This is a genomic window from Micromonospora psammae, from assembly GCF_036902725.1.
In the GTDB taxonomy this organism is placed as follows: domain Bacteria; phylum Actinomycetota; class Actinomycetes; order Mycobacteriales; family Micromonosporaceae; genus Micromonospora.
On record NZ_JBAKHM010000005.1, the window covers coordinates 116,945 to 137,281 of the forward strand.

Here is a 20,337-nt window from a genome sequence, read left to right on the forward strand (position 1 = left end):
TGATCGACGAGTTCGGGTGTGGGGCGGACATCCGGTCTGTCACCGGAAGGTCATTTTTGGTTACCCTGAGCGGACCGTCGGGTTGACGGTCGTCGGCTGGGGGAGGCCGCGATGCGCCGAGCGATGACGACCACGGTCGCCGGGTTGGTCGCGGGGGCCCTGCTGGCCGGCTGTGGTGCGGGCGGCGGGACCGACGGGGACCTCACCGACGACTGGAAGGCCATGGCAGCCGCCGGGCCGTTCACCCCCGCAGCCGGGGTGTGCCAGGTCGCGGACTTCACCGAGACCGTCGGGCTGGACGCGTACGCGCCGGTGGACTGCGCGGTGGCGCACCGGGTGGAGACCGTGCACGTCGGCGCGTTCCCGGCCGACCGGGCCACCCGGCCGGCCACCGGCTCGCCCGAGCTGCGGGGCGCGTTCGCCGAGTGCGACACGCGCGCCACCGGCTACGTCGGCGACGACTGGCGGGCCGGGCGGCTGCGGCTGGCCGTGGCGCTGCCCACCGTCCCGGGCTGGGCGGCCGGGGCCCGCTGGTACCGCTGCGACCTCAGCGAGGTGAACACCGTCGAGACGGCCGCCGTCGTGGTCACCCGCACCGGCAGCCTGCGCGACGCGCTGAAGGGGGCGTCCCCGCTGCGGCTGGGCTGCCAGCAGAGCCGGTCCGGCCGTGGTCGCGGGGTGCAGACCCTGATCCCGGTGGCCTGCGAGACCCGGCACGACGCCGAGTTCGTCGGGGTGTGGAAGGCGCCGGACCGGCCGTACCCGGCCAGGGACGCCGACTGGGCGCCGCTCTACACCGGCTGCCGCACCGCCCTCGGCCGGTACGTCGGTGTGCCGGACGACGCCGACCTGCGCTTCCGCAGTGGCGTGGTGGTACGCCCACCCGGTCCCGGCCGCTGGCGGGTCGGCGACCGGGGGGTCCGCTGCTACCTGTGGCTCAGCGACCGGACGGTGACCGCGTCGCTGAAGGGTGCCGGACCGGCCGGTATGCCGGTACGGACGAAGTAGCGGACGCCGTAGCCGATACCACTCGTCCCGCCCCCGCCGCCCGTGGTGAGGGCCGTTCGGGTTGACTGTGCTCATGGACCTTCCGACCGTCGACCTGCCGGCCGTGCCCCGACTGCTGGCCGCTCCCGCGCCCGGCTGGGTGGAGACCACCGACGTGATCGTGGTCGGGTCCGGGGTCGCCGGGCTCACCGCCGCGCTGCACCTGCGCGAGGCGGGTCTGCACGTCACCGTGGTCACCAAGGTCAACATCGACGACGGCTCGACCCGCTGGGCCCAGGGCGGCATCGCCGCCGTGCTCGACCCGGCCGACACCCCGGCCGCCCACGCGTACGACACGGAGGTCGCCGGGGTCGGGCTCTGCGACCCGGCGGCGGTGCGGGTGCTGGTGGAGGAGGGCCCGACCCGGCTGCGCGAGCTGATGCGCATCGGCGCCGAGTTCGACCGCAACCCGGACGGTTCGCTGATGCTCACCCGGGAGGGTGGGCACCGGGCGGACCGGATCGTGCACGCTGGTGGCGACGCCACGGGGGCGGAGGTGCAGCGGGCGCTGCACGCGGCGGTCCGGCGCGACCCGTGGATCCGGCTGGTGGAGCACGCCCTGGTGCTGGACCTGCTGCGCGCCCCCGGGGACGGCCCCGACGGGCTCGGCCCGGCCTGCGGGATCACCCTGCACGTGCTCGGCGAGGGCAGCGAGGACGGCGTGGGCGCGCTGCTGGCCCGGGCGGTGGTGCTGGCCACCGGCGGGATGGGACAGGTCTTCTCGGCCACCACGAACCCGGCGGTCTCCACCGGGGACGGGGTGGCGCTGGCGCTGCGGGCCGGCGCGGCGGTGACCGACGTCGAGTTCGTCCAGTTCCACCCGACCGCGCTGATCACCCCGGCCGGCGCGGGCGTGCCCGGCGCCGGCCGGGCCCAGCAGCCGCTGGTCTCCGAGGCGCTGCGGGGCGAGGGCGCCCACCTGGTCGACGGCGACGGCAAGCGGTTCATGGTGGGCCAGCACGAGCTGGCCGAGCTGGCCCCCCGGGACGTGGTGGCCAAGGGCATCCACCGGGTGCTGCTGGCCACCGGCGCCGACCACGTGTACCTGGACGCCCGGCACCTCGGCGGTGACCACCTCGCCGGGCGGTTCCCGACCATCGTCGCCTCCTGCCTGGCCATCGGCGTCGACCCGGCCACCGACCTGATCCCGGTCGCCCCGGCCGCCCACTACGCCTCCGGCGGCGTCCGCACCGACCTGCGCGGCCGGACCTCCATCCCCGGCCTGTACGCCTGCGGCGAGGTGGCCTGCACGGGCGTGCACGGCGCCAACCGGCTGGCCAGCAACTCCCTGCTGGAGGGGTTGGTCTTCTCCCGCCGGATCGCCGAGGACATCGCCGCCGGCCTGCCGGAGCAGGCGAAACCGGCGGAGACGGGCGCCTGGGTGGGGGGCGAGGGCTGGGTGGTGCCGGCCGGCGGCACGCCGGCCCTGCAACGGGCGATGACCCGGGGCGCCGGGGTGCTCCGATCGGCGCGGACGCTGGCCGGGACGGCGGTCACGCTGGGCGAGCTGGGCCGGGGCCGGGGCACGCCGTGCACCGCCGACTGGGAGGCGACGAACCTCATCACCGTGGCGTCGGCCCTGGTCGCCGCCGCCTACGCCCGCCAGGAGACCCGGGGCTGTCACTGGCGGGAGGACTTCCCGACGGCCGACGAGCGGTGGCGGGGCCACCTCGTCGAGGCGATCGGGGCACGGGACCGGTTGGCGCAGCGGTGGGAGGAGTCAGCGTGAGCGCGAGGAGTGAGCCGTTCTTGCGAGCCCCGCAGTCGCGAACGAAGGTGGTCCGGTGAGCGTGAGGGATGAGCCGTTCCTGCGAGCCCCGCAGTCGCGAAGTGAGGAGAGTGCCGTGATCGAGTCGACGGAGCGGACGTTGCGGGCCGGTGGGCTGGACCCGGAGCGGGTGCGGCGGGTGATCACCGACGCGCTCGCCGAGGACCTGGGTGCGGACTTCCTCGACGTGACCAGCGTGGCCACCATCCCCGACACGCAGACCGACACCGCCGACCTGGTCGCCCGCGCCGACGGCGTGGTGGCCGGGCTGGCCGTGGCCGCGGCCGTGTTCGAGCTGGTCGGCGAGGTGACCGGGGTGGGTCGTACCGTCGAGGTGTCGTTGGTGGCGCACGACGGGCAGCGGGTGGCGCGCGGCGACGTGCTGGCCACGGTGACCGGCCCGACCCGGCTGCTGCTCACCGCCGAGCGGACGGCGCTCAACCTGCTCTGCCGGATGTCCGGGGTGGCCACCCACACCCGGGCCTGGGCGGACGCCCTCGCCGGCACGAAGGCGATGGTGTTGGACACCCGCAAGACGACGCCGGGCCTGCGCGCCCTGGAGAAGTACGCGGTGCGGGCCGGCGGGGGGACCAACAAGCGGATGGGCCTGCACGACGTCGCCATGATCAAGGACAACCACAAGCTCGCCGCCGGCGGCGTCGCGCCCGCCTACCACCGGGTCCGGGAGGCGTTCCCGGACGTGCCGGTGCAGGTGGAGGTGGACACGGTCGCCGAGGCGGTGGAGGCGGTCGGGGCCGGCGCGGACTTCCTGCTGCTGGACAACATGTCCCCGGAGATGCTGCGCGAGGTGGTGGCGCGGGTCGGGGACCGGGCCGAGCTGGAGGCGACCGGTGGTCTCACCCTGGACGTCGCGGCGGAGTACGCGGCGACCGGCGTGGACTTCCTGTCGGTGGGCGCGCTGACCCACTCGTCACCGATCCTGGACATCGCGCTGGACCTGCGGGTGGAGTGAGGCCGTCGCGCGCCCGGGCCGCTGCGGTTCGCGGGGCCGGCTCGCTCCTCGCGCTCACCGGCGGCGTCTAGGCTGCGCGTGTGCTGCTCTGCATCGACATCGGAAACACCAACACCGTGCTGGCGACCTTCGACGGCGACAAGCTGGTGCACTCCTGGCGGATCAAGACCGATGCCCGGTCCACCGCGGACGAGCTCGGGCTGATGTTCCGCGGGTTGCTCGCCGGTGACGCCGTGGAGATCACCGGGGTGGCGGCCTGCTCGACCGTGCCGGCCGCGCTGCGTTCGCTGCGGACCATGTTGGGCCGCTACTACGCCGACCTGCCGAGCGTGATCGTCGAGCCGGGGGTGCGCACCGGTGTGCAGCTGGCCATCGACAACCCCAAGGAGGTGGGCTCCGACCGGGTGGTCAACACCCTGGCGGCGTACACCCTCTACGGCGGTCCGTCGATCGTGGTGGACTTCGGCACCACCACCAACTTCGACGTGATCAGCGGGCGGGGGGAGTTCCTCGGCGGCGCCTTCGCTCCGGGCATCGAGATCTCCTTCGACGCGCTGGCCGCCCGGGCGGCGCAGCTGCGCAAGGTGGAGGCGACCAAGCCCCGCTCGGTGATCGGCAAGAACACCGTGGAGTGCCTCCAGTCGGGCCTCTACTTCGGCTTCGCCGGGCAGGTGGACCGGATCGTCGAGCGGATGGTCGAGGAGTTGGGCGAGGTGAAGGCGGTGATCGCCACCGGCGGTCTCGCCTCGGTGGTGATCGGTGAGTGCCGCACCATCACCCACCACGAGCCGATGATCACCCTGATCGGCCTGCGGATGGTCTACGAGCGCAACACCTGACCCCGGCCGCCGCCGGGGCGGGGCCGGGCCTGGCGTCAGCGCCGCCGGGCCCGGAACACCAGCGTCCGGTACGGCAGCTCGACGGTCCCCTGCCCGGCCAGGTCCGGGTGGGTGGCGAGCAGTTCCCGCAACTCCCGCTCGACCCGCCGCTGCTGCCGGGGTGCCGAGGTGAGGTGGTACGAGCGGGTCCTGATCATGCCGATCACCTCGTCCGGGGCGAGGGTGGCGAGGTGGGGGAACTCGCCGAGTTCCACGGCACCGAAGGCCGGGCCGAAGTCGCGTACCTGCCCCATCAGGTCGCCGACGGTGTCGCCCAGGTGGGCGATCCGGCCCAGCTCGGCCACCCAGTCGACGCGTTCGTCCCGGGTGTTCCAGATCGGGGCGAACGTCCCGCCCGTCCGGAGCACCCGGGCGATCTCGTCGTGCGCCCGCTCCCGGTCGAACCAGTGGTACGCCTGCCCCACCAGCACCGCGTCCGCGGTGCCGGCCGGCAGCGGCGTCCGTTCGGCGGTCCCGGCCAGGGCGGTGACGCCGGGGGTGACCGCGTCCAGCTGGGCCCGCATCCCCGGATCGGGCTCGACGGGGACCACCTGGTGGCCCAGGGCGAGCACGCCGCGGGTGAGGATGCCGGTGCCGGCGCCCAGGTCGACCACCCGGGCGGGCGCGGTGAGCCCGTCCAGCGCCCAGCGCAGGGCGTCCTCGGGATACCGGGGACGGAACCGGTCGTAGTCGGCGGCGGCCGCCCCGAACGAGAGGGCCTGAGTGGGGTCCGTCATGGCTGGCACGTTATCCGGTAACGGCCTCCTGGGGGCTTGAGTACGCTCGGGGACTGACCCCGCCGATATCTCCCTTCTGAGGAAGCGTGCCGTGACCGAGCAGAACGCCGTTCCAGTCGACCCCGCCGACGACCTTCCCGAGCAGATGAAGGTCCGCCGGGAGAAGCGGGACCGGATGCTCGCCGAGGGCGTCGAGCCGTACCCGGTCGGCTTTCCCCGCACCAGCACGCTGGCGGAGATCCGCGAGAAGTACGCCGAGCTGCCCACCGACACCGCCACCGGCGACCGGGTCGCGGTCACCGGCCGGGTGATCTTCGTACGGAACACCGGCAAGCTCTGCTTCGCCACCCTGCGCGACGGCGACGGCACCGAGCTTCAGGCGATGCTCTCCCTGGACCGGGTCGGCGCCGAGCGGCTGGACGACTGGAAGCGCCTGGTCGACCTCGGCGACCACGTCGGCGTGACCGGTGAGGTGATCACCAGCCGCCGGGGCGAGCTGTCGGTGCTGGCGGACGAGTGGGCGGTCACCGCCAAGTCGCTGCGCCCGCTGCCGGTGGCCCACAAGCCGCTGAGTGAGGAGGCGCGGGTCCGCCAGCGTTACGTGGACCTGATCGTCCGGCCGCAGGCGCGGCAGATGGTCCGTACCCGGGCGGCGGCGGTCCGCAGCCTGCGCGACTCGTTGCACGGCAAGGGATTCATCGAGGTCGAGACCCCGATGCTTCAGTTGCTGCACGGTGGCGCGGCGGCCCGCCCATTCGTGACCCACAGCAATGCACTCAGCACCGATCTGTATCTGCGAATCGCGCCGGAACTGTTTCTCAAGCGCGCCGTGGTCGGCGGGGTCGACCGGGTCTTCGAGATCAACCGCAACTTCCGTAATGAGGGAGTCGACTCCTCGCACTCCCCGGAGTTCGCCATGCTGGAGGCGTACCAGGCCTACGGCGACTACGACACCATGGCCGAGTTGACCCGCAATCTCGTCCAGCAGGCGGCGATCGCGGTGAGTGGCTCGACCGTGGTCACCCACGCCGACGGGCGCGAGTTCGACCTCGGCGGCGAGTGGCGTTCGGTGACGCTGTTCGGGGTGCTTTCCGAGGCGCTCGGCGAGGAGGTCACGGTCCGCACCGACCGGGCCCGCCTGGTCGAGTACGCCGAGAAGGTCGGTCTTTCCGTGGACCCGAAGTGGGGGCCGGGCAAGCTGGCCGAGGAGCTGTTCGAGGAGCTGGTCGTGCCGGGCCTGCAGGCGCCGACCTTCGTCCGGGACTACCCGGAGGAGACCAGCCCGCTCACCCGGGCCCACCGGAGCGAGCCGGGGCTGGCCGAGAAGTGGGACCTCTACGTGCTCGGTTTCGAGCTGGGCACGGCGTACTCCGAGCTGGTGGACCCGGTGGTGCAGCGGGAGCGGCTGGTCGCCCAGGCGCAGCTGGCGGCTCGCGGCGACGATGAGGCGATGCGGTTGGACGAGGACTTTCTCCGGGCGATGGAGTACGGAATGCCGCCGGCCGGGGGTATGGGAATGGGAATCGACCGGCTTCTGATGGCGCTCACCGGCCTGGGAATTCGGGAAACCATCCTCTTCCCGTTGGTCCGCCCGGAGTGACGGAAGCTTCTCCGGGTCGTTACCGCCTCCCATTGACGCGCCGAGCATCGGGCGGGTTATTGTGCTTCCATTGCAGGAGCACCCTGCTCGAAAGGAATGTGGGACGTGGCCAAGCAGATCATTCACAAGCTGGTCGATGACCTGGACGGCGGGGACGCGGACGAGACCGTCAAGTTCGCCCTCGACGGCGTTCAGTACGAGATCGACCTGTCGAACTCCAACGCCGCCAAATTGCGCGAGGCATTCGCTCAGTACATCGCCCACGGCACCCGGGTGGGTCGGGGTGGCGTGGTCGTCGGCGGCCGGGCGGCGCGGGGCCGGGGCGGCGCCACGGCCGATCGCGAGCAGAACAAGGCGATCCGGGACTGGGCCAAGAAGAACGGCAAGGAGATCTCCGACCGGGGTCGCATTCCGCAGGAGATCGTCGACGAGTACCACGCGTCCCGCTGACCGGGACGACCAGGCGACCCGACGCCGGGCCGGAGCACCACTCCGGGCCGGCGTCGCCGTTTCCGGGGTGCCCCGGACGGGCCTCGGCCGGCGGGAAGTTTTCACCTGGGGGAGGCGTTGTCCACAACCGGTGGAGACTTCGTCCACAGCCTGTGGATGGGCCACCAGGCCGCCGGAGGGCCGATCGCGCCCCGGGCGAATTTCGCTCTGCGCGTACAGGTCGGGGTCCCGGAACACCTCCTGAGCGCGGATGGTTGGTCAAAACGACGTCAGAACGGCTCGTCGCGGGGACACACGACCTCAGCGGAGTCGGTCGGCGGCGATAGAGTAAGGAGGCACGGACGCCCGTCCTGGACGTCCGCGCACCGGCCCCGCCAAGATCTTGGCTATCAAGGCGCACGGCACGTGAGGAGCACGAGGGCATGTTCGAGCGGTTCACCGACCGAGCGCGACGGGTTGTCGTCCTGGCCCAAGAAGAGGCCCGGATGCTCAACCACAACTACATCGGTACGGAGCACATCCTGCTGGGCCTCATCCACGAGGGTGAAGGCGTCGCGGCAAAGGCCCTGGAGAGCCTCGGCATCTCCCTCGAGGGCGTCCGCCAGCAGGTCGAGGAGATCATCGGCCAGGGTCAGCAGGCGCCGAGCGGGCACATCCCGTTCACGCCGCGGGCCAAGAAGGTGCTGGAGCTGTCGCTGCGTGAGGCGCTTCAGCTCGGCCACAACTACATCGGCACGGAGCACATCCTGCTCGGTCTGATCCGCGAGGGTGAGGGCGTCGCCGCCCAGGTGCTGGTCAAGCTCGGCGCCGACCTCAACCGGGTCCGCCAGCAGGTGATCCAGCTGCTCTCCGGCTACCAGGGCAAGGAGCCGGCCGCGGCGGGCGCCGCGCCGGGCGAGGCCGCGCCGTCGACCAGCCTCGTGCTGGACCAGTTCGGCCGCAACCTGACCCAGGCCGCCCGCGAGGGCAAGCTCGACCCGGTGATCGGGCGCGAGAAGGAAATCGAGCGGGTCATGCAGGTGCTCTCCCGCCGTACCAAGAACAACCCGGTCCTGATCGGTGAGCCCGGCGTCGGCAAGACCGCCGTGGTGGAGGGGCTGGCCCAGAAGATCATCAAGGGCGAGGTGCCCGAGACGCTCAAGGACAAGCAGCTCTACACGCTCGACCTCGGTGCCCTGGTGGCCGGTTCCCGCTACCGCGGTGACTTCGAGGAGCGCCTCAAGAAGGTGCTCAAGGAGATCCGCACCCGCGGCGACATCATCCTGTTCATCGACGAGATCCACACCCTGGTGGGTGCGGGTGCCGCCGAGGGCGCGATCGACGCGGCGAGCATCCTCAAGCCGATGCTGGCCCGTGGCGAGCTGCAGACCATCGGCGCCACCACGCTCGACGAGTACCGCAAGCACCTGGAGAAGGACGCCGCCCTGGAGCGTCGTTTCCAGCCGATCCAGGTGGGTGAGCCGTCGCTGGCCCACACCATCGAGATCCTCAAGGGCCTGCGCGACCGGTACGAGGCGCACCACCGGGTCTCGATCACCGACGCCGCGCTCGTGGCTGCCGCGACCCTGGCCGACCGGTACATCTCGGACCGCTTCCTGCCGGACAAGGCGATCGACCTGATCGACGAGGCCGGTGCCCGGATGCGCATCCGCCGGATGACCGCGCCGCCAGACCTGCGGGACTTCGACGAGCGCATCGCCCAGGTGCGTCGCGACAAGGAGTCCGCGATCGACGCGCAGGACTTCGAGCGCGCCGCCCAGCTGCGTGACAAGGAGAAGCAGCTCCTCGGTCAGAAGGCGCAGCGGGAGAAGGAGTGGAAGGCCGGTGACCTGGACGTCGTCAGCGAGGTTGACGACGAGCAGATCGCCGAGGTGCTCGGCAACTGGACCGGCATCCCGGTCTACAAGCTGACCGAGGAGGAGACCTCGCGCCTGCTGCGCATGGAGGACGAGCTGCACAAGCGCGTCATCGGCCAGGAGGACGCGGTCAAGGCGGTCTCGAAGGCGATCCGGCGTACCCGGGCCGGCCTGAAGGACCCGAAGCGGCCGTCCGGCTCGTTCATCTTCGCCGGCCCGTCCGGCGTCGGTAAGACCGAGCTCTCCAAGGCGCTCGCCGAGTTCCTGTTCGGCAGCGAGGACGCCCTCATCCAGCTGGACATGTCCGAGTTCCACGACCGGTACACGGTGTCCCGCCTGGTGGGTGCCCCTCCCGGCTACGTCGGTTACGACGAGGGCGGGCAGCTGACCGAGAAGGTGCGGCGTCGGCCGTTCTCGGTGGTCCTCTTCGACGAGATCGAGAAGGCCCACCCGGACGTGTTCAACACGCTGCTCCAGATCCTGGAGGACGGTCGGCTCACCGACGGTCAGGGTCGGATCGTGGACTTCAAGAACACGGTCATCATCCTGACCACCAACCTCGGTACCCGCGACGTCGCCAAGGCGGTCTCGCTGGGCTTCCAGGCCTCCGAGGACTCCGAGTCGACCTACGACCGGATGAAGCAGAAGGTCAACGACGAGCTCAAGCAGCACTTCCGGCCTGAGTTCCTGAACCGGATCGACGACACCATCGTCTTCCACCAGCTGCGCCAGGGCGAGATCCTCTCGATCGTGGACATCATGATCCAGCGGATCGAGACGCAGCTGCGCAACAAGGACATGGGTCTGGAGCTGACCGACAACGCCAAGAAGTACCTGGCGAAGAAGGGCTTCGACCCGGTGCTGGGCGCCCGTCCGCTGCGTCGCACGATCCAGCGCGACATCGAGGACAACCTCTCCGAGCGGATCCTCTTCAACGAGCTGACCCCGGGTCAGATCGTGGTGGTGGACTGCGAGGGCGACCCGGAGGACATCGACAAGTCCAAGCTGGTCTTCCGCGGTTCGGACCGGCCGGCCGAGGTGCCGGACGCCGTTCCGGCCGACCTCGGTGGCGCGGCCACCGCGGGGGCGGACGAGTAAGGACGAAGCACGAGGGCGGCGGCCCCGGACGGCGAGAGCCTCCGGGGCCGCCGCCTTTCGTCGTGCCCGATCCGCCCAGGACCGGCCGCGCGCCCGACCCGCCCAGGATCGGCCGCGTGCCCGGCCCGCTCTGCGGCCGGTCCTGGGCGGCCGACACCGTGATCGGAACGCTTTGCGGCGTGTCGCGGTCTCCTCGGCACCGGACACCCCGACACGCCGCCAGAGCGGGGTCGGGAGCCAGCGCCGGGCCGAGCCGGACCGGCCTGCCCGACGGTCCGGGCCGGCACGACTTGCGGTGTGTCGGGGTGTCCGGCGCGTAGGACGCCGCGACACGCCGCAAGTGGGGGAACCAGCCTGCCGGGGCCCGGGCCCCGGCGTGGTGGGCGTGGTCAGGGGAGGGGGAGCGGGGCGGGGCCGCCGTCGCCCACCAGCCGGAACGACTCCTCGCCGACCGGCTCGACCAGGCCGTCCTTCACCAGCCCGGCCAGCGCCCGCGACCGCTGCACGTCGTCGGTCCACACCTGGTCCAGCCGCTGGTGCGGCACCGGGCCGGTGGCGTCCCGGAGCACTCCGAGCAGCAGCCCGCGCACCTGGCGGTCGGTGCCGGCGTACCGCTGGGGGCGGCGGGTCGGCCCGGCGGGCGCCTCGTGGCCGGAGGCCCGCCACCGGCAGACCGACTCGACCGGGCAGACCGCGCAGCGCGGCGAGCGGGCCGTGCAGATGATTGCACCCAGCTCCATGAAGGCGGCGCTGGCGAGCGCGGCGGCGGCGGGCTCGGCGGGCAGCAGCTCCTCACAGGCGACCAGGTCGGCCGGCCGGGTGGCCGGTCCGGCGTCCGGTTCACCGGCGACCGCCCGGGACACCACCCGCCGTACGTTGGTGTCGACCACCGGGTGCCGCTGCCCGTACGCGAACGCCGCAACCGCCCGGGCCGTGTACGTGCCGACCCCGGGCAGCGCCAGCAGCTGGTCCAACCGGTCCGGCACCTCGCCGCCGTGCCGCTCCACCACCGCCACCGCGCAGTCGCGCAGCCGTACCGCGCGGCGGGGGTAGCCGAGCCGCCCCCACATCCGAATCGCCTCGGCCGGGGTGTCGTCGGCCAGCGCGGCCGGCGTCGGCCAGCGGGTCGTCCAGGCGTGCCAGGCGGGCAGCACCCGGACCACCGGGGTCTGCTGGAGCATCACCTCGCTGACCAGGATGGCCCAGGCGCCGACGCCGGGCTCCCGCCAGGGCAGGTCGCGGGCGTTCTCCTCGTACCACCGGCTGACCCGGGTGGCGAAAGTGGGTTCAGTCATCGCGCCGCCGATGATGTCACGGGGCGCGGTCCCGCACGTTGGGCGGCCCGGGCGGGGCGGCGCGGCTGACCGGTGGTGATCGGGCAGAATGCCCGGATGAACGAGCTCGCGATCACCGTCATCGGCCGGGACCGGCCCGGCATCGTGGCCGACGTCGCCGAGGTGCTCGCCCGGCTCGGCGCGAACCTCACCGACTCCACCATGACCCGGCTCCGGGGTCACTTCGCGATGACCCTGATCTGCGTCGGCCCGGCCGCCGCCGAGGTCGAGGCCGCGCTGGCCCCCCTCGCCGCCGACGGCCAGTTGCTGGCCACCGTACGCGCGGTCACCCCCGACGGCGAGGTGGCGCCCGCCGGCGAGCCGTACGTGATGGCGGTGCACGGTGCGGACCGGATGGGCATCGTGGCGGCGATGACCCGGGTGCTCGCCGACGCCGGCGGCAACGTCACCGACCTGAGTACCCGGCTCGCCGGCTCGCTCTACGTGGTGGTGGCCGAAGTGGACCTCCCGCCGGGCAGCGCCGACGAGCTAACCGGCCGGCTGTCCCGGGCCGCCGCCGAGTTGGGCGTCGGGGTCTCCCTCCGGCCGGCCGACCCGGACCTGCTGTGAGCGAGGAGGAGTACGCCGGTCTCGGTGACTGGACGCCGGCGGTGCTGGCGGTGCCGGGCGAGGTGCGCCCGGTGGTGGCCGCCCCGCATCCGGTGCTGAGCCGGCCCGGCGAGGCGGTCGACCCCACCTCGGCGGAGACCGTACGGCTGGCCGCCGACCTGATCGCCACGATGCGGGTGTCACCCGGCTGCGTCGGCCTGGCCGCTCCGCAGGTCGGGGTGGGAGCCCGGGTCTTCGCGGTCGACGTCACCGGCCATCCGAAGTCGGTCACGCTGCACGGGGTCTTCGTGCTCTGCAACGCGCGGGTGGTCGAGGCGACCCGGTGGAAGCTGGCCCGGGAGGGCTGCATGTCGGTGCCCGACCTCACCGGTGACGTGAAGCGGGCGAGTCGGCTGGTGGTGGAGGGGGAGCTGCCCGGCACCGGTGAGTCGGTCCGGCTGGTCACCGACGGCTTCGAGGCCCGCGCGTTGCAGCACGAGATCGATCACTGCGACGGGCTCCTCTTTCTGGACCGGGTGGCCGGCGCGCACGCCGTCTACCAGCGCAAGGTCTACCTGTGAGTCGACCCGGGCGACTGTCGTGAGTGGAAGGACGTCGGGGTGAGGCGAGCGAGGTCCGGCGCGTCGCGGGGGATCTCCGCGTGCCGCGCCGCTACGGTGGGGGCATCATGCGTCTGACGGTCGGTCCCCTGCCATCCGCCGTGTACTGGCGGCGTCGCGCCGTCGTACTCGGAGCCGGGCTCCTCTTCCTGATTGTCCTGTTGTATTCGTGCAACCGGTCGGGTGACACCACCACCACACCGGGAGCGCGGTCGGCGCCGTCCGCCCCGGCGGTCGGGGCGTCGCCGACCGGCACCGCGCCGTCCCCGGAATCGTCCGGCGCGCCGGATTCCTCGGGTGCCCCGGACGGCTCGGCGGCCGACCCGGCGCCGACCAGCGCGCCGCCGCCGCCCGCCGTGCCGGCCAATCCGGCCGCCGTGGACGACGGCACCTGCACGGACGCCGAGATCACGGTCTCCTCGGTGGCGCTGCCGAGCGAGGCGCAGCGGGGCGCTCCCGTCGACCTGACCCTCAAGGTGAAGAACCGGTCGCAGCGCACCTGCAGCCGGGACGTCGGGGCGGACGTGCAGGAGCTCTTCGTGAAGTCGGGCGCCGAGAAGGTCTGGTCGTCGGACACCTGCGGCACCGGCAAGGGCTCCGACCCGCAGTCCTTCACCCCGGGCTTCGAGCGCACCTACCAGCTCACCTGGAACGGGATGGACGCCAGCCGGTGCGCCAAGGGCGTGGCGGCGGGCCCTGTGCCGCCGGCCGGGACGTACCAGGTCTTCGCCCGGGTCGGCACCAAGCTCAGCGAGCCGGTGAAGCTCACCATCACCGGCTGAGCGGCGGCCGGGTCAGACGTAGCGCTCCAGGATGGACGCTTCGGCGAGCCGGGACAGTCCCTCCCGTACGCCCCGGGCGCGGGCGTCGCCGACGCCCTCGACGGCCTGGAGGTCCTCGACGGTGGCGCCGAGCAGTCGCTGGAGGCTGCCGAAGTGCACGACCAGCCGGTCGACGATCGCCACCGGCAGCCGGGGCACCTTGGCCAGCAGCCGGAACCCGCGCGGGCTGACCGCCGCGTCGAGGGCGTCGGAGGCGGCGGGGTAGCCGATCGCCTTGGCGACCGAGACCAGGTCGATCAGCTCGGTGGCGCCGAGCAGGTCCAGTTCGACCAGCGCCTCGTCCAGGGTGCGGGACTTGCGGCCGGAGGGCAGGTAGTCGCGGATGACCAGGGTGCGGTCGGCGTCGACGCCGGCCATCAGCTCGTCCAGCTGGAGGGCGAGCAGGCGGCCGTCGGTGCCCAGCTCCACCACGTAGCCGGCGATCTCGTCGGCGATCCGGCGGACCATCTCCAGCCGCTGCACCACCGCGACCGCGTCCCGTACGGTGACCAGATCCTCGATCTCGAGCGCGGAGAGGGTGCCGGAGACCTCGTCCAGCCGGAGCTTGTAACGCTCCAGGGTGGCCAGCGCCTGGTTGGCCCGGGACAGGATGGCCGCCGAGTCGTCCAGCACGTGCCGCTGCCCGTTGACGTAGAGGCTGATGATCCGCATGGACTGGCTGACCGAGATGACCGGGTAGCCGGTCTGCCGGGCCACCCGCTCCGCGGTGCGGTGCCGGGTGCCGGACTCCTCGGTGGGGATGGACGGATCGGGCATCAGGTGCACGGCGGCCCGGACGATGCGAGTGCCGTCGCTGGAGAGCACCACCGCCCCGTCCATCTTGCACAGCTCGCGGACCCGGGTGGCGGAGAACTCGACATCGAGCGGGAAACCGCCGGTGCAGATCGTCTCGACCACCTTGTCGTAACCGAGGACGATCAGCGCACCCGTGCGGCCGCGGAGGATCCGCTCCAGCCCGTCGCGCAGCGCGGTGCCGGGCGCCATCAGGGCGAGGTTCGCCCGCAGCGGGTCACCGGCGCTGCCGGCGCCCCCGGTCACGCTCACGCTGATCGCACGGGCGGGCGAGCCCACGGCAGCGGTGCGGGCGTGGGGCGGCGCGCCGGCAGGCTTGGTGGTATCGCGGTCGATCGGCACGGGCACAGTCTACGGACTGCCGTGCGGTGGGTGCTCTCGTGGTTACTGTGATGTGTCACGTCGTCGGGTCCTTCCCGGCGGTACCGGCCCGGCGGGCCTGTCCGGTATGGCCCGGGCGGTCCGGCCCGGCGGGCGTCGCCGGTCACTCGGCGGACGCGCGGGCGACGCACTGCAGCGCCGCGCGGACGTCGGTGACCTCCATCACCCGCATGTTCTCCGGGGTGACGCCGGTGCTGCCCGGGCCACAACCGGGCGGCACGAGGGCCACCCGGAAGCCGAGCCGGGCCGCCTCGGCCAACCGCCGGGGCACCGCCCCGACCCGGCGCACCTCGCCGGTGAGGCCCACCTCGCCGATCGCCACCAGATTGGGGGCGATGGCCAGGTTGAGCCCGCCCGATGCGACCGCCAGGGCGACCGCGAGGTCGGCCGCCGGTTCCACCACCCGGATGCCCCCGACGGTGGCCGCGAAGACCTCCCGGTCGTGCAGGGTCAGCCGCTCGGTGCGGCGTTGGAGCACGGCGAGCACCATGGCCAGCCGGGCGCCGTCCAGGCCGGAGACCGTACGCCTCGGCGAGCCGGCCACCGTCGCGCCGATCAGCGCCTGCACCTCGGTGAGCAGCGCCCGCCGCCCCTCCATCGCCACCGTGACGCAGGTGCCCGGCACCGGCTCGGAGTAGCGGGTCAGGAAGAGCCCGGACGGGTCGGCGAGGCTGCTGATGCCCCCCTCGTGCATCTCGAAGCAGCCCACCTCGTCGGCGGCGCCGAAGCGGTTCTTGACGCCCCGGACCATCCGCAGCGACGAGTGCTTGTCGCCCTCGAAGTGCAGCACCACGTCGACCAGGTGCTCCAGCACCCGGGGACCGGCCACCTGGCCGTCCTTGGTCACGTGGCCGACCAGCACGGTGGCGATGCCGCGCTCCTTGGCGACCGAGACCAGGGCGGCGGTGACGGCCCGGACCTGGGTGACCCCGCCGGGCACCCCCTCGGTGCCGGTGGTGGAGATGGTCTGCACCGAGTCGAGCACCAGCAGCCCCGGCTTGACCGCGTCGAGGTGGCCGAGGACGGCCCCCAGGTCGCTCTCGGCGGCCAGGTAGAGCTGGTCGTGCAGGGTGCCCATCCGCTCGGCGCGGAGCCGGACCTGGCTGACCGACTCCTCACCGCTGACCACCAGCGAGGGGCTGCCCGCGCCGGCGGCCCACTGCTGGGCCACGTCGAGCAGCAGGGTCGACTTGCCGACCCCCGGCTCCCCGGCGAGCAGCACCACCGCGCCGGGGACCAGGCCGCCGCCGAGCACCCGGTCGAGCTCGCTGACGCCGGTGGGCCGGGCCCGGGCGGGGGCGGCGCTGATCGTGGCGATCGGTCGGGCCGGCTCGCTCGGCATCCGGGAGCTGACCACCCGGCCGGAGACCATCGGACCGGTGACCGTGGACTCGACCACCGAGCCCCACTCGCCGCACTCCGGGCAACGCCCCACCCACTTGGGCGGCTGGTGCCCGCAGGCGTCGCACTCGTAGGCCGGGCGCGGCTCGCGGGCGGCCCGGCCCCGGGACGCGCCGGAGGCCGCGCCGCGGGGGGAGGTCGATCGGGGAGTGGTCACCCCAGGACGCTAACCCCCGGATACGACGAAAACACCGCCGGCGTGGTGGTCACCACGCCGGCGGTGTCGTCGGCAGTTACGTACCTCCGGGGTCAGCCGTGGCCGGAGCCACCCTCCTCGCCGCCACCCTCCTCGCCGGAGCCACCCTCGCGGTGGATGATCGGGGAGGGCTCGGGGACCGGGGTCAGCGGCACGGCGATCGGGGCCGGGGTGTCGATGGTCCGGCCGTTGCCGAAGTCGAAGGTCAGGTTGACCTGCTGGCCGGGGCGCAGCGACTCCTTCAGGCCCACCAGCTGGAGGCTGCGGCCACCCTGCAGGTTCAGCTGGACGTAGCCCAGTGCCGGGATCTCGATCCGGGCCGGCTCGCCGGCCGGGGCGGACGGGCTGGGCGAGGCGCTCTCCGACGGGCTGGCCGAGGCCGAACCGGACGGCGACGCGCTACCCGACGCCGACGGGCTGGCCGTGGCCGGGGCGGACGGGCTGGACACGCCGGCCTGGGTCCCCGGCTCGGCCTGGCCGGTGATCACGACCTCCCGGGCGCTGTCCGTGGTGACGGTGACCGTCACCGGGCTCTCGGTGTCGTTGTAGAGCACGGCGTTGAGCGGGGCGTTCGCGCCGGCGGGGTAGCCGGTGGCGCCCGGGTACTCGACGTAGAGGCTGCGCACCTTGTACTCGTTGTCCGGAGTCTGGACGTTGATGCCCTGGATCGACGGCTCCTTGTTGGCGGTCTCGGCCACCTGGCCGGTCCCGCAGCCGGTGGCCAGCAGGGCGGTCGCCGCCGCCATGCCGGACAGCAGCAGGGCCGCCCGCCGGGAACCCCTGATCGAGCGCGTCACGTCGGTCCTCCTCGTCACGATCCGCACCCGGCCGTACCCCGGGCGCGGGGTGGTCATACCCGCGCAGACCGCGCTCCAGGGTAGTTGGGCCTGATCGACGACCGCACGCCGACCCGGTGCCGCCACCCGCGCGGGTGCGGGTCAGACCACCCGACCGCTCGCCACCAGCAGCACCACGTCGATCAGGGCGACCACCATCACCGCCCGGAACGCGGCGACCGGCCGTCGACCCGCGCGGACCGCGGCCCGTCCGCCGTACCAGCCGAGGGCCGGCACCACGGCGGCGGCCGCGACGGCCGACAGCCCGGCCCAGGACGGTGGCCCGGGCGGCCCGAGGACCAGCGTGACGGTGGCGGCGAGCAGCAGCCCGGCGGCGGCCACCCGGCTGCCGGCCGGGCCGAGCCGGTGCGGCAGCCCGCGCACCCCGGTGCGGGCGTCGTCGGCCAGGTCGGGCAGCACGTTGGCGAAGTGCGCCCCGGCGCCCAGGCAGGCCGCGGCGGCGACCAGCCAGGCCGGCGGTGCCGGCGCGCCGGGCAGGGCCAGCACCACGAAGGCGGGCAGCGCGCCGAAGGAGACCGCGTACGGCAGCACGGAGGCCGGAGTGGACTTCAGCGGCCAGTCGTAGAGCAGCGCCGAGACCAGGGCGACGGTGATGCAGAGCGCCGCCGCCGGGGTGGTGGTCAGGGCCAGCGCCGGGGTGGCGAGCGCGGCCACCGCCGCGCCGACCGCCACCGTCCGGCGGCTCACCGCGCCGGCGGCGACCGGTTTGTCGGTACGCCCCACCGTGGCGTCCCGCTCGGCGTCCAGCGCGTCGTTGGTCCAGCCGACGGCGAGCTGGCTCGCCAGCACGCTGCCGACGACCGCGGCCACCCCGGCCGGCGGGTGCCCCACCCCGACGGCCAGCAGGCCGGTGACCACGGTGACCGCGGCCGCCGGCTCCGGATGGCTCGCCCTGACCAGCCCTAACACCGTTGACGACATAAGGGAAGTCTGGTCGTTACCGGCCGGTCGTGTCACGCTCGGTCCATGCGGAACGGTCCGGTCTCGACTCCGCCCCGCGTGCTGCCCCCCAACGACCCCCGCCAGTACGACGACCTGGCCGGCGAGTGGTGGCGACCGGACGGCGCGTTCGCCATGCTGCACTGGCTGGCCCGGGCGCGGGCCGCGCTCGTGCCACCCGCGAGCCGCCCCGGCGCGCTCCTGGTCGACCTGGGCTGCGGCGCCGGGCTGCTCGCCCCGCACCTGGCCGGCAAGGGCTACCGGCACGTCGGCGTCGACCTGACCCGGTCCGCCCTGGCGCAGGCCGCCGCGCACGGGGTGGTCGTGGTCAACGGGGACGCGACCGCCGTGCCGCTCGCCGACGGCTGCGCCGACGTGGTGGCCGCCGGCGAGCTGTTGGAGCACGTGCCCGACTGGCGGCGCGCGGTCGGTGAGGCGTGCCGGCTGCTGCGGCCGGGCGGCCTGCTGGTGCTGGACACCCTCAACGACACCGCGCTGGCCCGGCTGGTGGCGGTGCGGATCGGTGAGCGGCTGCCCACGGTGCCGCGGGGCATCCACGATCCACGGTTGTTCGTGGACGACCAGGAGCTGGTCGCCGAGTGCGCCCGGCACGGCGTCGACCTTCGGGTCCGGGGCATCCGTCCGGAGCTGCGCGGCACGCTGGCCTGGCTCGTCCGGCGGGCCCGGGGGGCTTCCGCCGGGACGGGCGTCCAACCGCGGGTGAAGGCGACGTGGTCCACGGCCGTGCTCTACCAGGGGAGTGGAGTGCGGCACGGGTAGCGGGTGCGGCCGGGGGGTATCAGGGACGTCGAGAAGGGGGCGACATGACGGTGCACGCGTTGGAGGCGGCCCGCCGGTTGGCGCCGCGGTTCGCGGCACGCGCCGAGCGGCACGACCGGGACGGCTCGTTCCCGGTCGACGACTTCGCCGACCTGCGTCAGGCGGGCCTGTTCGGGCTGATGGTGCCGCGCGAGCTGGGCGGGACGGGCGCCACCTTCGCCGAGTACGCCGCGGTCGCCACCGAGCTGGCCCGGGGCAACGGCGCGACCGCGCTGGTGTTCAACATGCACGCCTCGGTCACCGGCGCGCTCGGCGCGGTCACCGAGGAGCTGGCCGAGGCGCTCGGCGTGCCGGACGAGGCGCTGGCCGCCCGGGACCGCCTGCTCCGCGCCGCCGCCGAGGGCTCCTGGTACGCGGTGGCGATGAGCGAACGCGGCGCGGGGGCGCGGTTGTCCCAGCTCAGCACCGTCTACGAGCCGGTCGAGGGCGGCTGGCACCTCAAGGGCAGCAAGACCTTCTGTTCCGGCGCCGGCCATCCCGACGGCTACCTGGTGGCCGCGCGCAGCGCCGCCGACCCGGCGGTGGTCTCCCAGTTCCTGGTCCCGGCCGGTGACGGGGTGACCGTGGAGCCGACCTGGGACTCGCTGGGCATGCGCGCCACCTCCTCGCACGACCTGCACCTGGACGTCACGGTCCCCGCCGACCGGCTGCTCGGTGGGGTGGAGGGGCTGGCCCTGGTCGTGGCCCAGCTGATGCCGCACTGGCTGGTCGCCAGCTACGCGGCCGTCTACGTCGGGGTGGCCCGGGCCGCCGTCGACGCCGCCGCCGAGCATCTGAACGCCCGCAACCTGTCCGGGCTGCCGGCGGTCCGGGCCCGCCTCGGCCGGGCCGACGCGGCGGTCGCGGCGGCGCACCTGGTGGTGGCGGAGGCGGCCCGGCGGGTCGACGAGGCGCCCGGCGACGAGGAGACCAACCGCTGGGTCTGGCGGGCGAAGCTGCTGGCCGGCACGACCGCCGCCGACGTCGCGGCGTCCATGCTGGAGGCGGCCGGGACGTCGGCCACCCGGCGGGGCCACCCGCTGGAGCGGCTCTACCGGGATGCCCGCTGCGGGTCGCTGCATCCGGCCACCTCGGACGTCTGCGCCGACTGGCTCGGCATCGCGGCGCTCGGCGGCGACCCGGATCGTGACGGATCGACCCCTCGTTGGTGAACGGGCGGGACAGTCAGGGACGAGAGGT

The 20,337-nt window shown here is 73.6% G+C and carries 18 protein-coding genes; 12 read left to right on the forward strand and 6 right to left on the reverse strand.

Annotated features, from left to right (window positions below; all coding sequences use genetic code 11):
• Window positions 1–111 precede the first annotated feature (111 nt).
• The 4 genes from V6U79_RS10490 to V6U79_RS10505 all read left to right on the forward strand — a co-directional run bounded on the left by V6U79_RS10490 (window position 112) and on the right by V6U79_RS10505 (window position 4,627).
• Window positions 112–1,008 (forward strand): septum formation family protein, encoded by an 897-nt coding sequence (locus tag V6U79_RS10490; protein ID WP_334614483.1) that lies wholly within the window; start codon window positions 112–114, stop codon window positions 1,006–1,008.
• Window positions 1,009–1,081: 73 nt separating this feature from the next.
• On the forward strand, window positions 1,082–2,776 hold the full coding sequence (locus V6U79_RS10495) for an L-aspartate oxidase (RefSeq protein WP_334521209.1): 1,695 nt from the start codon (window positions 1,082–1,084) through the stop codon (window positions 2,774–2,776).
• Window positions 2,777–2,891: 115 nt separating this feature from the next.
• Window positions 2,892–3,788 carry a carboxylating nicotinate-nucleotide diphosphorylase gene (gene nadC, locus V6U79_RS10500; protein WP_334614485.1) on the forward strand — a complete coding sequence of 299 codons (897 nt, stop codon included), beginning with the start codon at window positions 2,892–2,894 and terminating at the stop codon, window positions 3,786–3,788.
• Between the two features lie 80 nt (window positions 3,789–3,868).
• Window positions 3,869–4,627, forward strand: coding sequence for a type III pantothenate kinase (locus V6U79_RS10505; protein WP_334521205.1), 759 nt, complete (start codon window positions 3,869–3,871; stop codon window positions 4,625–4,627).
• 35 nt (window positions 4,628–4,662) lie between these two features.
• Here V6U79_RS10505 and V6U79_RS10510 read toward each other — a convergent pair whose 3' ends face one another.
• On the reverse strand, window positions 4,663–5,403 hold the full coding sequence (locus tag V6U79_RS10510; RefSeq protein ID WP_334614487.1) for a class I SAM-dependent methyltransferase: 741 nt from the start codon (window positions 5,401–5,403) through the stop codon (window positions 4,663–4,665).
• 91 nt (window positions 5,404–5,494) lie between these two features.
• Here V6U79_RS10510 and lysS point away from each other — a divergent pair, with 91 nt between their 5' ends.
• The 3 genes from lysS (at window position 5,495) to V6U79_RS10525 (ending at window position 10,407) form a co-directional block, all read left to right on the forward strand.
• A complete protein-coding gene (gene lysS, locus V6U79_RS10515) occupies window positions 5,495–7,003 on the forward strand; it encodes a lysine--tRNA ligase (protein ID WP_334614489.1) in 1,509 nt (502 codons plus the stop codon).
• Between the two features lie 105 nt (window positions 7,004–7,108).
• Window positions 7,109–7,453, forward strand: a complete 345-nt coding sequence (locus V6U79_RS10520; RefSeq protein WP_334521196.1) for a histone-like nucleoid-structuring protein Lsr2 — start codon at window positions 7,109–7,111, stop codon at window positions 7,451–7,453.
• 422 nt (window positions 7,454–7,875) lie between these two features.
• Window positions 7,876–10,407, forward strand: a complete 2,532-nt coding sequence (locus V6U79_RS10525) for an ATP-dependent Clp protease ATP-binding subunit (protein WP_334521193.1) — start codon at window positions 7,876–7,878, stop codon at window positions 10,405–10,407.
• Window positions 10,408–10,796: 389 nt separating this feature from the next.
• On the opposite strand, the gene V6U79_RS10530 is transcribed toward V6U79_RS10525, so the two are convergent.
• Window positions 10,797–11,702, reverse strand: coding sequence for an iron-sulfur binding domain-containing protein (locus tag V6U79_RS10530; protein WP_334614490.1), 906 nt, complete (start codon window positions 11,700–11,702; stop codon window positions 10,797–10,799).
• Window positions 11,703–11,798: 96 nt separating this feature from the next.
• Here V6U79_RS10530 and V6U79_RS10535 point away from each other — a divergent pair, with 96 nt between their 5' ends.
• The 3 genes from V6U79_RS10535 to V6U79_RS10545 all read left to right on the forward strand — a co-directional run bounded on the left by V6U79_RS10535 (window position 11,799) and on the right by V6U79_RS10545 (window position 13,692).
• The gene (locus V6U79_RS10535) at window positions 11,799–12,311 is read left to right on the forward strand and encodes a glycine cleavage system transcriptional repressor (RefSeq protein ID WP_334521187.1); all 513 of its coding nucleotides are present in this window, start codon (window positions 11,799–11,801) and stop codon (window positions 12,309–12,311) included.
• Window positions 12,308–12,871: a peptide deformylase gene (locus tag V6U79_RS10540; protein ID WP_334614491.1), complete on the forward strand. Its 564-nt coding sequence runs from the start codon at window positions 12,308–12,310 to the stop codon at window positions 12,869–12,871. Before V6U79_RS10535 ends, V6U79_RS10540 begins: the two co-directional genes overlap by 4 nt.
• Before the next feature lie 107 nt (window positions 12,872–12,978).
• On the forward strand, window positions 12,979–13,692 hold the full coding sequence (locus V6U79_RS10545) for a hypothetical protein (protein ID WP_334521181.1): 714 nt from the start codon (window positions 12,979–12,981) through the stop codon (window positions 13,690–13,692).
• Between the two features lie 12 nt (window positions 13,693–13,704).
• On the opposite strand, the gene disA is transcribed toward V6U79_RS10545, so the two are convergent.
• The 4 genes from disA to V6U79_RS10565 form a co-directional block, all read right to left on the reverse strand.
• Window positions 13,705–14,886 carry a DNA integrity scanning diadenylate cyclase DisA gene (gene disA / locus V6U79_RS10550; protein ID WP_334614492.1) on the reverse strand — a complete coding sequence of 394 codons (1,182 nt, stop codon included), beginning with the start codon at window positions 14,884–14,886 and terminating at the stop codon, window positions 13,705–13,707.
• 142 nt (window positions 14,887–15,028) lie between these two features.
• The gene (radA, locus tag V6U79_RS10555; protein ID WP_334614493.1) at window positions 15,029–16,483 is read right to left on the reverse strand and encodes a DNA repair protein RadA; all 1,455 of its coding nucleotides are present in this window, start codon (window positions 16,481–16,483) and stop codon (window positions 15,029–15,031) included.
• Between the two features lie 92 nt (window positions 16,484–16,575).
• Window positions 16,576–17,319 carry a copper chaperone PCu(A)C domain-containing protein gene (locus V6U79_RS10560; RefSeq protein ID WP_334614495.1) on the reverse strand — a complete coding sequence of 248 codons (744 nt, stop codon included), beginning with the start codon at window positions 17,317–17,319 and terminating at the stop codon, window positions 16,576–16,578.
• 141 nt (window positions 17,320–17,460) lie between these two features.
• Complete coding sequence (locus V6U79_RS10565) at window positions 17,461–18,300, reverse strand: UbiA family prenyltransferase (RefSeq protein ID WP_334614496.1); 840 nt, start codon at window positions 18,298–18,300, stop codon at window positions 17,461–17,463.
• Between the two features lie 45 nt (window positions 18,301–18,345).
• Here V6U79_RS10565 and V6U79_RS10570 point away from each other — a divergent pair, with 45 nt between their 5' ends.
• Both V6U79_RS10570 and V6U79_RS10575 read left to right on the forward strand, forming a co-directional pair.
• On the forward strand, window positions 18,346–19,098 hold the full coding sequence (locus V6U79_RS10570) for a methyltransferase domain-containing protein (RefSeq protein ID WP_334614497.1): 753 nt from the start codon (window positions 18,346–18,348) through the stop codon (window positions 19,096–19,098).
• Window positions 19,099–19,142: 44 nt separating this feature from the next.
• Window positions 19,143–20,309, forward strand: a complete 1,167-nt coding sequence (locus tag V6U79_RS10575; protein WP_334614499.1) for an acyl-CoA dehydrogenase family protein — start codon at window positions 19,143–19,145, stop codon at window positions 20,307–20,309.
• Window positions 20,310–20,337: the final 28 nt, after the last annotated feature.